This window comes from Geodermatophilus telluris, from assembly GCF_900102745.1.
Lineage (GTDB): Bacteria > Actinomycetota > Actinomycetes > Mycobacteriales > Geodermatophilaceae > Geodermatophilus > Geodermatophilus telluris.
On sequence record NZ_FMZF01000006.1, the window covers coordinates 285,384 to 297,629 of the forward strand.

Annotated in this window: 11 protein-coding genes; 8 read left to right on the forward strand and 3 right to left on the reverse strand. The window is 74.7% G+C overall.

All coding sequences use genetic code 11. The features are described from left to right. The first annotated feature begins 81 nt into the window (after positions 1 to 81). From BLQ97_RS19220 to BLQ97_RS19230, 3 genes are all read left to right on the forward strand, one after another. Entirely contained in the window at positions 82 to 516 is a 435-nt protein-coding gene (locus BLQ97_RS19220) for a VOC family protein (RefSeq protein WP_091367975.1), read from the forward strand. A gap of 68 nt (positions 517 to 584) precedes the next feature. Continuing rightward, positions 585 to 791, forward strand: coding sequence for a bleomycin resistance protein (locus tag BLQ97_RS19225; protein WP_139173753.1), 207 nt, complete (start codon positions 585 to 587; stop codon positions 789 to 791). Further along, positions 788 to 2,152, forward strand: a complete 1,365-nt coding sequence (locus BLQ97_RS19230; protein WP_091367740.1) for a dihydrolipoyl dehydrogenase family protein — start codon at positions 788 to 790, stop codon at positions 2,150 to 2,152. The genes BLQ97_RS19225 and BLQ97_RS19230 overlap by 4 nt, the downstream gene beginning before the upstream one ends. Positions 2,153 to 2,245: 93 nt before the next feature. On the opposite strand, the gene BLQ97_RS19235 is transcribed toward BLQ97_RS19230, so the two are convergent. Continuing rightward, on the reverse strand, positions 2,246 to 3,982 hold the full coding sequence (locus BLQ97_RS19235) for an MOSC and FAD-binding oxidoreductase domain-containing protein (protein WP_091367742.1): 1,737 nt from the start codon (positions 3,980 to 3,982) through the stop codon (positions 2,246 to 2,248). Positions 3,983 to 4,031: 49 nt separating this feature from the next. Beyond that, entirely contained in the window at positions 4,032 to 4,622 is a 591-nt protein-coding gene (locus tag BLQ97_RS19240; protein WP_175471821.1) for a peroxiredoxin family protein, read from the reverse strand. A gap of 577 nt (positions 4,623 to 5,199) precedes the next feature. Here BLQ97_RS19240 and BLQ97_RS19250 point away from each other — a divergent pair. The 3 genes from BLQ97_RS19250 (at position 5,200) to BLQ97_RS19260 (ending at position 8,932) form a co-directional block, all read left to right on the forward strand. Continuing rightward, positions 5,200 to 6,048 (forward strand): SDR family NAD(P)-dependent oxidoreductase, encoded by an 849-nt coding sequence (locus BLQ97_RS19250; protein ID WP_091367979.1) that lies wholly within the window; start codon positions 5,200 to 5,202, stop codon positions 6,046 to 6,048. A gap of 371 nt (positions 6,049 to 6,419) precedes the next feature. After that, positions 6,420 to 7,160 carry an MBL fold metallo-hydrolase gene (locus tag BLQ97_RS19255; protein ID WP_091367981.1) on the forward strand — a complete coding sequence of 247 codons (741 nt, stop codon included), beginning with the start codon at positions 6,420 to 6,422 and terminating at the stop codon, positions 7,158 to 7,160. A gap of 449 nt (positions 7,161 to 7,609) precedes the next feature. After that, entirely contained in the window at positions 7,610 to 8,932 is a 1,323-nt protein-coding gene (locus BLQ97_RS19260) for an alpha/beta hydrolase (RefSeq protein ID WP_217637278.1), read from the forward strand. 33 nt (positions 8,933 to 8,965) lie between these two features. On the opposite strand, the gene BLQ97_RS19265 is transcribed toward BLQ97_RS19260, so the two are convergent. Then, the gene (locus BLQ97_RS19265; RefSeq protein ID WP_175471822.1) at positions 8,966 to 9,481 is read right to left on the reverse strand and encodes a GNAT family N-acetyltransferase; all 516 of its coding nucleotides are present in this window, start codon (positions 9,479 to 9,481) and stop codon (positions 8,966 to 8,968) included. A gap of 112 nt (positions 9,482 to 9,593) precedes the next feature. On the opposite strand from BLQ97_RS19265, the gene BLQ97_RS19270 reads away from it, so the two are divergent. Both BLQ97_RS19270 and BLQ97_RS19275 read left to right on the forward strand, forming a co-directional pair. Beyond that, on the forward strand, positions 9,594 to 10,814 hold the full coding sequence (locus BLQ97_RS19270; RefSeq protein WP_217637279.1) for a DUF3500 domain-containing protein: 1,221 nt from the start codon (positions 9,594 to 9,596) through the stop codon (positions 10,812 to 10,814). 1 nt (position 10,815) lies between these two features. Beyond that, the gene (locus BLQ97_RS19275; RefSeq protein ID WP_091367748.1) at positions 10,816 to 12,234 is read left to right on the forward strand and encodes a HupE/UreJ family protein; all 1,419 of its coding nucleotides are present in this window, start codon (positions 10,816 to 10,818) and stop codon (positions 12,232 to 12,234) included. Positions 12,235 to 12,246 lie beyond the last annotated feature (12 nt).

The following is a 12,246-nucleotide window of genomic DNA, read 5'->3' on the forward strand; positions in this document are numbered from 1 at the left end:
GAGCACGGCGTCCGGCGCGCCACGGTCTCCCTGACACCGCTCAGGTGCCGGCAGCCGGACACGAGGAGGTCCACCGTGGACATGAAGCTCGAGGTCGTCTCGGTGCACGTCGCCGACGTCGACCGGGCCAAGCAGTTCTACAAGGAGCTGGGCTGGCGCGAGGACGCCGACTTCCCGGGCGAGGGCGGCTACCGCGTCGTCCAGATGACACCGCCGGGGTCGCCGACCTCGGTCCACTTCGGCACCGGCACCGTCCAGCCGGACGGCCCTGTCCAGGGCGTGTTCCTCGCCGTCTCGGACATCGAGGCCGCCCGCGCCGAGCTCGCCGCACACGGCGCGCAGGTCAGCGAGGTCTTCCACGACGCCCACAAGGGCCCGTTGCGGGCCGACCCCGCAGCGCGGGTCAGCGGACCGCACCCCCAGCGCCTCAGCTACGCCTCCTACGCGACCTTCAGCGACCCCGACGGGAACACCTGGGTCCTGCAGGAGATCACCACCCGCCTACCCGGCCGCTGACACCGCCCCGACCGGAGCGCCGACAGGTCGGTGCCCCGGCCGGCGGGCGACCTCCACGCGATCCCTCCGTGACCGAGAGGACCACCATGGACGTCAACACCCTGACCGCCCTGCTCCGCGAGGCCGAGGAGCAGCACGGCCCCTACGAGGCGACCGCCCCTCCGCACCACTGGTCGGGCTGGTACGCCGCCTACGTCACCGCCCGCGAGCACGGCCGCACCGTCGAGGAGGCCGCGACCGAGGCGTCCCGGCACCTCGAGGGAGCGCGGCGATGACGACCGACCACGACGTCGTCGTCCTCGGCGGCGGCGCGCCCGGTGAGCACTGTGCGGCGGCGCTCGCGGCGGGAGGGCTGCGCGTGGCGCTCGTCGAGCGAGAGCTCGTCGGCGGCGAGTGCTCGTACTGGGCCTGCATCCCGTCCAAGACGCTGCTGCGCGCCGGCGAGGCCGTGCACGCCGCACGCGAAGCCGGCGCCACCGCGCAGGTCGACGTCCACGCCGCCCTCGCCTGGCGTGACGAGATGGTGTCGCACCACTCCGATGCCGGCCAGGAACGGTGGCTGGACGCCCACGGCATCGACCTGCTCCGCGGCACCGGCCGACTCGCCGGGCCCGGCGCCGTCGAGGTGGACGGCACCCGGTACACCGCCGGGCACGTGGTCCTCGCCTGCGGGTCCGACCCCGTGCTGCCTCCCGTCCCCGGGCTGCAGCACCTCGACGGTGTGTGGACGAACCGCGGGGCGACCGGCATGACCGAGGTGCCCCGCCGGCTGCTCGTGCTGGGTGGCGGTGCGGTCGGCGTCGAGATGGCCCAGGCCGTCCGACGGCTGGGAGGCGAGGTCGTCCTCGTCGAGATGGGCGACCGGTTGCTGGCCCGCGAGCCTGCGCCGCTCGGCCACGCCCTCGGTGAGGTGCTGCGCCGAGACGGCGTCGAGGTGCTGCTCGACACCCGGGTGGAGCAGGTCCGGCGCGAGGGCAACGACGTCGTGCTGACGCTCGGGGACGGCCGCGAGCTGCGCGGCGACCGCCTCCTGGTCGCCACCGGCCGCCGTCCGCGGGTCGAGGGGATCGGCCTGGAGACGGTCGGGATCTCCCCCGACGCCCGGGGCGTCCCGGTCGACGCCCGGTTGCGGGCGGCCGAGCGGACCTGGGCCATCGGCGACGTCACCGGCCTGTGGCAGCTCACCCACGTCGGCAAGTACCAGGCCAGGATCGCCGCCGCCAACATCCTCGGGGAGCCGCGCGAGGCCGACTACGAGGCGGTGCCCCGCGTGGTCTACACCGACCCCCAGGCGGCCGCCGTGGGGGCGACGGAGGCGCCCTTCTCCGCCACGACCGCGATCGCGGACGTCGCGAAGACGGCGACCTACACCCGGGAGTACGCCCGGAGCACCGGTCACCTGACCCTGCTCAGCGACGGCCACCGGCTGACCGGCGCGCACGCCGTCGGCCCGGAGGCCGGCGAGTGGCTGCAGCAGGCGACCCTGGCCGTCCGGGCCCACGTGCCGCTCGAGGTGCTGCTGGACACCATCCAGCCGTTCCCGACGTTCTCCGAGGTCTTCCTCGCGACGCTCCTGAGCCTGCACGGAGCCGTGGTGGCGAGACGGCGCGAGCTCGTCCAGGCGGCACCGTCCTGAACCGAGCCGTCCGCGCGGCCGTGCCGCCGGGACCCGGGGCGCATCCCGGGTCCCGGCGGCACGGCCGGAGCCTGCCCGGGGACCCGGGTCGGCTCAGAGGGCGAGCGCCAGGTCGGTGACCGGCGTGCTGCAGCAGATGAGCGCACGTCCCTCCGGTGGCCGCTCCAGAGGCTCGGACGCGTAGCTGACGCGGCCGGCGAGGACGGTGCTCTCGCAGGTGTGACACGTCCCGTTGCGGCACGAGAAGCGCACCGGCACGTCGCAGGCCTCGGCCAGCTCCAGCAGGGTGCCGGAGTGCGCGTCCCAGGGAACCGTCAGCCTGCTCCGCACGAAGCTCACCGCGGGACCCGGACCCGGCGGTCGGACCCCCGGCGGCGGGTGGGGCGCCCGCGGCGTCCCCGTGGCCACGATGCCCGACGTGGTGGCGCCCTCGCTGCCGAAGACCTCGACGGCGACCCGCTCCGGTGGCACCCCGCGCGCCGCCAGGCCCGCGCCCAGGTCGCGGAGGAACCCGGCGGGGCCGCAGAGGTAGAAGTCCGCGTCGAACGGCACGCCGGCGTCCTCGAGCACGCCGGCGCCGAGCCGGCCCACCACGTCGGGCCGGGCGCCGGCGCCTGGCCGGGGCCGGCTGTGGGCGACCAGCCGGTGGGCGTCGGGGAGCCGCGCCAGGAGCTCGTCCACCTCGGCGGCGAACGCCTGCTCCGCGTCGTCCCGGGCGCCGTGCACCCACCACACCGTCCGCGGATCGCGCCGGACGGTCAGGTCGTGCAGCATCGCCAGGACCGGGGTGGCGCCGACGCCCGCGCTGACGAGCACCACCGGACGCTCGCCGGCGTGGAGCGTGAACCGTCCCCGCGGGGCGGCGACCTCGACGAGGTCCCCGACCTGCACGGTGCGGTGCAGCAGGCCGCTGGCCGAGCCCCCGGGCTCCAGCTTGACGCTGACCCGGTAGCCGGACTGCGCGTCCGGCGGACGGGACATCGAGTAACTGCGCAGCACCGGGTGCGCCTCGGCGTCGGGCTGCAGGCGCAGCGTCAGGTACTGGCCCGGCTCGGCGGCCGGCACCGCACCGCCGTCCGCGGGCAGGAGGCGGAACGAGCTGATCGTGCTGCTCTCCGCCTGCTTCGCCGCGACCCGCATCGGCCGGAAACCCTCCCAGGCCGGCCGGGACGCGGCCTCCTCGGGAGCCTGGTCGAGCAGCGCCCGGAAGCTGTCGCGCCAGCCCCGGCTCAGCGCGGGGATGGCGACCGCACGGCGCAGCGTCGCCCGCGACCGGCCCGGCAGGTACAGGAGAGCGTCGACGTCCGCCACGGTGAGACGGTCCTGGGCCTCACCGGTCCTGACGATCTCCTGACCTGCCTCGACGAGACCCTCCTGGAGGACCCGCAGGTAGAACCCGGGCCGGTGATGGGCGACCAGGAGCGTCGGCATCTCGGGGACGCCCAGCCGGATGCCGACGCGGTAGCAGGTGACCCGCGGCTGCGTGACCTCGAACTCCGCCTGCCCGATGCGGTACCGGTCTCCGATGCACACCTCGTCGTCGGGCAGGCCCTCGACGGTGAAGTTCTCGCCGAACTGGCCGTGGACGAAGTCCTCCCGACCGAGGACCTGCTCCCAGTAGCGGTAGGACCCGATCTGGTACACGAAGACGGCGCGGTGCTCGCCGCCGTGAGCCAGCCGGTCGGCCTGCTCGTCGCCGTCGATGTTGATGCGGCGCACCATCCGGACGCCGGGGACGGGCTGTTTGTAGACGGCGGTGCGAACCGTCCTCCCCCGCCAGGACACCTCGCGTGGCCCGCCGACGTTGACCGACAGCAACCGATCGGTCATCCCACAGCCACCTCCTCGAGCCGTTGCGCCCGGCGCCAGGTCCGTCTCGCTACAGGGCGCGCAGCACGGGGTCAGCGTCCTCGTCGTGGAAGAACCGCGAGTGGTCTCCGGCCTCCCACGCCTCACGGAAGCCAGCCGCACTGAGGTCCCAGTCCGGCCGGATGTCCCGGGTGACCTCGCGCAGGTCGCGCCGCAGGTCCTCGACCGAGGGCCGACCCCAGTACCAGTAGCCGTTGTAGACGCTGTGGATCACCAGCCCGGGCTTGAGCACGAGCGTGTGCGGGACCATCGGGTCGTGATGGGGGTCGGTGTACTCCTTGATGTCGAGGTCCTTCTGCACCTTGCGACCGACGTCGGACAGGAAGGTCCAGGTCGCGCCCACCGAGGCCCGGAACTCCCGGGTGGTGACGATGTTGTCCGTCGAGATCGTCACGATGCGCGTGTAGGCGACCGCGAACTCCGCCTGCACGGCTGCCAGCCTGAGGTGCTGCTGGTTGTCCTTCGGGCAGTAGTGGCCGCGGGAGAGCAGCAGGACCAGCGGGTCGCTGCCCTGCAGTTCGCTCAGGCGTCGCCGCTTCTTGCTGTGGTCGGTCAGTTCGTAGTCGGGGAACGTCCCGCCGGGGACGATGTCGGCGCGCATGTCTCTGCTCCTTGACGAGGACGTCAGCCGCTGTCGGACGGAGTCCGGCATCAGCCCCCGGCGTGGGTGGACGGACGGCGGAGCCATCGCCGCAGCCACCGGTCGAGCAGCTGCCCGAACGCCTGGAGGTGCTCGAACGCATCCGGGGACCACACGCCGCCGACCTCCCAGCCGGATCGAGTGCTGCTGGAACGGTGGGCAGCCTCGCGTGCACGGCGGTCCGTCGCGCCCGTGAGACCCACGGGCCCGGAGACGACGACAGCCCCCTCGCACCTGTGCCCGGTGGCATCCGCAGTCCCCGCCCGCGCTGCGCCGTCGTCAGGGCAGGACGGCCGACGCACGCGGGTCGCCGGCGAGCCGTCCGCGCGACCGGCCGGGAGACGCTCCAGGTCCTGGCCGGAGACCACCGGCGGCGGCTCCTCCGGCAGTCGCTCTCGTCCGTGAGCCGCACCAGGTGCCTCCCGCACGGGTGGCCCGTGCGGGAGGCCTGCGGTCACGGGGAGCGGGCGCCCTGGGTGTCGGGCGCCAGTGGTTCCCACGGGCGCGACAGCCGACGTCACCGGTGAGGCTCACCGCCATGACCGAGGAGACCTCGCGCACATGGTTCGTCACGGGAGCGTCGTCAGGGATCGGCCTGGCTGTCGCTCGGGCGGCCGCCGGTCGCGGCGACAACGTCGCCGCACTGGCCCGCACCACGGCAGCACTCGACCCGCTGGTCGAACGACACGGGTCTCGCGTTCTCGGACAGGTCGCCGACGTACGGCGGCCCGCCGACGTCGAGGACGCCGTCGCCCGGACCCTCGACGCGTTCGGCCGGATCGACGTGGTGGTCAACAACGCCGGCTACGGCCTGTTCGGGGCCGTCGAGGAGTCCACGGACACGCAGGCCCGGGCCACCTTCGAGACCAACGTCTTCGGGGTCCTGCACGTGCTGCGGGCGACGCTGCCGGTCCTGCGTGCCCAGCGCAGCGGGCACGTCCTGCAGGGGTCGTCGTACTACGGCCGGATCGCCGAGCCGGGGGTCGGGCTGCTCAGCGCCACCAAGTACGCCGTCGAGGGTCTCACCGACGCCCTGGTCCCGGAGCTGGAACCCCTGGGCATCAAGGTCACCCTGGTCGAGCCCGGCCCGACCGCCACCGCCTTCCTCTCCAACCTGGCCGTCGCCGATTCGATCGCCGACTACGACCAGACGGTGCGCGAGGTGCAGAAGGCCATCGGCGAACTGCCGCCCGAGACCTTCAACGCCCCCGATCGCGTCGCAGCGGCGATGCTCTCCGTCGTCGACGCCGAGCGCCCCCCGCGGCGCCTCGTCACCGGCAACTTCGCGGTGAAGGTGATCCGCGAGGCCCTCGAGAGCCAGCTCGCCGAGCTCGAGGCCTGGAAGACCACCGCACTCGCCGTGGACGACGTCCTAGTCGCCTCCTGACCCCCGGTGCGCCGGCCCTCGGACGCGACTGGGCGGCGGCGAGCCAGACGCCCGGGGACCGGGCAGCACATCCGGCCTGCGACGACGACCCCGACGGCGTCGACGGCCACCTATCCGAGGAGACCGAGCAGGCGGATGCGAGTGCCGGCGTCGCGGCGTACGACGGCGTGCACAGCTGGCTGACCGACGTCCGGGAGGACGCCCCGGACACCCGAGCGCGGCTCGTCGCGGACCGGTGGGCGCAGGAAGGCGTCTGTGCCCCGCACCGGCGCCGCGGCGAGCCGCAGGACAGCCGGCCCCCACGGGCGACGCGTCCCGTCGTGTCGCACCTGCCGCACGACCTCACCGAGCGAGGTGGAGAGGAGCCACGCATGCGCATCCAGAGGATGCCCTGGGCGGGCATCAGGATCGAGACCGCGAACGGGCGGATCGCCATCGACCCGCTGTTCACCCTGGAGGAGGGCTGGGGGCCACCCAGGGACCCCTTCTACCCCCTGACCGACTTCGGGCCGGTGGACGCCGTGCTCAGCACCCACCTGCACACCGACCACTTCGATGCCGAGGCCATCGCTGACTTCTACGGCGCCGACCTCCCGGTCTACGTCCCCGACCAGGCTGTGGACGACGCGCGGCGCAGCGGGCTGACCGGCATCATCGGCGCCATCGTCGGCCAGCCGATCCGAGTGGGGGCACTGACCATCACCCCGACCTTCTCCGTGGACGGGATCGGGGACGCACAACACGCCTACGTCGTGGAAGCCGACGAACGCCGCATCCTCCACTGCGGAGACACCCTGTGGCACGGCTACTGGTGGAAGATCAGGGAGCAGTTCGGCGCCTTCGACGCCGTCTTCCTGCCCGTCAACGCCGCCACGGTGGAGTTCCCGGGAGTGATCCCCAGCGGGCTGCCGGTCATCATGTCGCCCGAGCAGGCGGCCGCAGCGGCCGTGGTGCTCGGAGCCGAACAGCTGGTCCCCATCCACCACGGGACCTTCCACAACCCCCCGTGGTACGCCGAGACCCCTGACGTCCTGTCCCGGCTCGAGACCGCCACCGAGGACAGGGTGACGCTCACGATCATGGAGGCGAAGGACGAGCTCACCCTGACCTAGCCACGCGTCAGTACCGTGAGCTGTCGCCGGAGGACTGGCGAGCCGTCGGGCGGCCGTGGAGCGTGGCCAGTGGCCAGCGGCCAGCGGCCAGCGGATGAGGTTCCCGAGCCGCAACCAGAGGCCGGACGACAGCTGTCAGTTCCTGGCCACCGGGTCTTCCCTGACACCGCCGACGCCTGCGTGTCCCCGCCGACGCGCTCGGATCGCACGCCGCCGCCCCCTTCGGCGACGCCTCGCCCGATGAGACGAAGTGATCTCGTCCGGCCGGAGGGTCAGGGTGCGACCGTGCCCACGGAGCCGCGCACACCGCGTCCCTCCCCCACCAGGACGGCCGATGGTGGGACGGCTCCCGCGCCACGGTGCCCAGGTCCCCCCGCGGCCACTCGATCGCCTCGGTGCTCCTGCAGGTCAGGAGCCCGGGGCGTTCGCGTCTCGGGACACTCCGGCCCGTGGCACCCGCTGTGGTGCGCCACGCCCTCCTGACCGTGGAGCCGGCGCTGGGCCTGCGCGAGGCGGCGATGCCGTCCCGGAGGACGTGCCCGCCGTCGTCGGCCACCCAGGTGCAGCTCGGCGTCCTCGACGGCACCGAGGTGCTCCTCGTCGAGCGGCTGCCGGCACCCGGCGCGGTCGTCGACCACACACGCACGACCGTGGTCCTCCGGCCGGGCGGCGTCGGGCGCCGGCAGGCAGGATGTCCGCGGCCGGCCGAGCTCCCGAGCGGCGGGCACCGGACCGAGCAGGGGTCGTGCCGGCAGCCGGCACGCAGGAGGGAGCCGAGGATGAGCCGATCGCGGTACGAGGTGGACCCCGGCCTGCGGAGGGCGGGCCGGCTGCTCGGCCGCCTGACGCCCAGCACCCCGGGTGGCTTCCGGCGGCAGGTCCGGGTGATGAATGCCCTGGCCCGGCGCCGCCACCGCCCCGGCCGCGAGCGCAGCCAGGTCCGCGGCGACATCGAGGTGACCCAGCGCTGGACTCCCCGCCGCGACGGCTCGCCCCTGCGCCTGCTGGTCGTCCGCCCGGCCGTCCCCCGCCGGCAGGCACCCGGTGTGCTGTGGATCCACGGCGGCGGCTACGCCCTCGGCACCCCGGAGCAGAGCCTGGCCACGGCCCGGCGCCTGGTCACCGCCGCCAACGCCGTGGTCGTCCTGCCCGACTACCGCCTGTCGGTGCAGGCGCCCTACCCCGCGGCGCTGGACGACTGCTACGACGCCCTGCTGTGGCTGCGCGACTCCGCCGGCGACCTGGGCGTCGCCGACGACCAGCTGGTCGTCGGCGGCGAGAGCGCCGGCGGCGGCCTGACCGCGGCGGTCACCCTGGTGGCCCGCGACCGGGGCGAGGTCGCCGTCGCCTTCCAGGTGCCGCTGTACCCGATGATCGACGACCGCCCCACCGCGTCCTCGCGGGACAACACCACCCCGGTGTGGAACACCACCACCAACACCGCCGCCTGGGACCTCTACCTCGGGGACCTGCGCGGCGGCGACGTGCCGGCCTCCGCGGCTCCGGCGCGGGCCACCGACCTCGCCGGCCTCCCCCCGACGCTGACCTTCGTCGGCGACATCGAGCCCTTCCACGACGAGGTCGTCGACTGGTGCCGGCGCCTGGAGGCCGCCGGCGTGCCGGTCAGCCTCGAGGTCTACCGGGGCGCCTTCCACGGCTTCGACCTCGTCGCCGCGTCCGCTCCGATCAGCCGGAAGGCGCGCGCCTTCCTCGTCGACGGGTTCCGCGACCACCTCGCCCGCCACCGCGCGCCGCAGCCCGCCCGCCGCTGACCGGCACCCGCTCCCGGCCGGCCGCTGCGGACGTCATCCCGTGGTCGGCTCGTCCCGGGCCGGTGGACGGAGCAGCGTCCAGCGCCAGACCCGTTCGCCGTCCTCGAGGTCCTCGCCGTCGTGGCCGAAGCCGGCCTTCCGCAGGACGCTGGTGGACGCGTTGCGCTCGGGCAGCGTGTGGGCGACCACCCTGGTGACCTGCTCGTCGGCGAGGGCCTCGGCGACCATGGCCCGGGTCGCCGCGGTGGCCAGGCCGCGACCACGGCGTCCTCCGGCGATCTCGTAGCCGATCTCGACGGCGCCCTCCTCGGGCGGGCCCTTGAAGCCGCCCCAGCCGACCAGCTCCCGCGGCTCACCGGAGACGAAGAACCGCGCGCCCCACGGCGAGGTCGTGGACGCCGCGGCGAGGGCGCCTCGCGTGGCCAGGAGGGCCTCCCGGAAGGTCACCCAGCCGGGCGCCACGTCGTGCCCGAGCGCACGCGCGAGGGCGTCGTCACCGGCGATCGCGGCGTCCAGCAGGTCCACGGTGACGGGCACGAGGCGGATCACGGTCCCCATCGTGCCCGCCGGCGCCGAGCCGTACTGCGGTCGCAGTACGCCGGACGGCAGGGCCTGCGGAGGGACGACGACGGCGGAGCGCTCGGACGCGGACGCTGTCGGTGTGAACCCCCGCGTCCCCACCACGTCCCTCGCCGCGAGTGCGGCCGTGCTGCTGTCCCTGGGGCTGGTCGGCTGCGGCTCGGGCGACAGCGGCGACTCGTCGTCCGCGTCGACCTCGGCCAGCGCGACCTCGTCCCCCGCGACCTCCGGCTCCGGCGACGTCGTCGCCCTGGCCGAGGCGTTCGCGGCCACGCTGGACGAGGAGCAGGCCGCAGCGCTCCAGCAGGACTACACGTTCGCCAACGCGAGCAACTGGTCGAACCTCCCCGACGCCCTGCTGACCGGTGGCGGCGGTGCCGCGCCGGGCGGCGGCACCCCGCCGAGCGGAGCGGCACCCAGCGGTGGAGCGCCCAGCGGCGGCGCGCCCAGCGGTGGAGCGCCCAGCGGCGGTGCGGGCTCGGCCAGCAGCACCGGCCGGGTCGGCCTGCAGACCGACAGCCTCACCGACGAGCAGTGGTCGGCCCTGGAGGACCTGCTGGCCGGCGTCACCGGCAGCGCGGCGGACGAGGGCTTCGACGAGATCCTGCAGCACCTCGCGGCCGACGACTACCTCGCCGACAACGGCGGCGGGGACGACTACGGCCGGGGCGACTACTTCATCGCCTTCCTGGGTGAGCCCAGCGACTCGGGCACCTGGGAGCTGCAGTTCGGCGGCCACCACCTGGCGGTGGCCAACACCTACGTCGACGGTGCCCTGGCCGGGGCCACCCCCTCCTTCCGCGGCATCGAGCCGCTGGGCACGGTCGAGCAGGACGGGGAGACGGTGCAGCCCGAGCAGCAGGAGCAGGCCGCGTTCGCCGCGCTGCTCGGCTCGCTGGACGACGACCAGCTGGCCGCCGCGCAGCTGTCGCAGAGCTACGGCGACATCCTGCTCGGCCCCGGCAACGACTGGGCGTTCCCGGAGACCTCGGAGGGCCTGGTCGGCTCGGAGCTGGACGACGAGCAGAAGGCGCTGCTGCTGGCCGCCATCGCCACCTACGTCGGGGACGTCGACGACGCCGACGCGGAGACCATCCTCGCCGGCTACGAGGGCGAGCTCGACGACACCCACGTCGCCTTCTCGGGCACCAGCTCGGTCAGCGAGGTCGGGGACTACGTCCGCATCGACGGGCCGTCGGTGTGGATCGAGTTCTCCCTGCAGAACGGCATCGTCCTGGACGGCGCCCACCTGCACGCGGTGTGGCGGGACAAGCAGTCCGACTACGCCGGCCTGACCTCCTGAGATGACGGCGACCCCGGCCCGGACCCCGCGCCGACCCCTGCGCGGGGTCCGGGCCGGGGCGCTCGGGCGACGGGTGGCCGGCGCCGTCCTGCTGGTCGCCGTGGCCCTGCTGCTGTCCGCCGGCCCCGCCTCGGCGCACGTCGTCCCGTCCAGCGTGCTGCAGCTCGACCTGCACGCCGACCGGGTCGACGGCGACCTGCTGGTGCCCGCCACCGACCTGGCGACCGCCAGCGGGCTGCCCCTCGTCGGGCAGGACGGCGCCGGTGCACCCGTGGACGCGGAGACCGCCGACGCCGTGGCCGGGTACCTGACCGACAACGTCGCGGTCACCTCCGACGCCGGCGACTGGGAGGTCCGGGTCAGCGACGTCGCGACCACCACCACCGAGCAGTACGGCACCGGGACCTTCCCCGCGGTCACCGCCGACGTCGTCCTCGTCCCGCCGGCGGGCGCCGACGTGCACCGCTTCGAGCTGGACTACGACGCCGTGGTGCACCAGGTCGTCACCGCCGACGCCTACGTGGTGCTGCGCAGTGACGACACCGGCGCGGTCGTCGCCGGTGACCTGCCGGCCTCCCTGGGGACGGTCACGGTCGACACGGTCACCGGCACGATCCCCGCGCTGCAGGTGGACCTGACCGCCGACACGGGGGGCGGGAGCCGGGCCGGCTTCCCCGAGATGGTCGCCCTGGGCGTCTCGCACGTCGCCGAGGGCACCGACCACCAGCTGTTCCTGCTCACCCTGCTGCTCCCTGCCCCGCTGCTGGCGGCCGCGGGCCGGTGGCGGGCGACCGTGCCGGCCCGGAGGACCGTCCGGCGGATCACCGGCACCACGCTGGCCTTCACCCTCGGCCACTCGGCCACCCTCGCCCTGGGTGCGCTGGGGCTGCCGGTGCCCGGCCGGGCGGTCGAGGCCGCGATCGCGGTGAGCATCCTGGTGGCCGCCGCGCACGCCGTCCGGCCGCTGTTCCCCGGCCGGGAGCCGCTCGTCGCCGGCGTCTTCGGCCTCGTCCACGGACTCGCCTTCGCCGGCACCCTGTCCGGGCTCGACCTCTCCGGCGGCGAGCTGGTGCGCGGCCTGCTGGGGTTCAACGTCGGCATCGAGCTCGCGCAGCTGGCCGTCGTCCTCCTGGTGCTCCCGCCGCTGGTCGTGCTCGCCCGCACCCCGGCCCACCGGCGCCTGCGGGTGGCCGCCGCGGTGCTGACCGGGGTGGCCGCGACCGGGTGGCTGCTCGACCGGGTGGGCGTGGACACCCCGCTGGCCGGCGCCGCCGACCGGCTGGGACCGGCCTCGCCGTGGCTGGCCGGGTTGCTGTGGGTCACCGCCGTCGTGGTGCTGGCCCGGGCCCGCACCGGCTCCGTGCCGCCGCCGGCCCCGGTGGGGGGACACGACGTCCCGCTGGCCGGTTCCGCCCGGTGACGGCCGCCGACG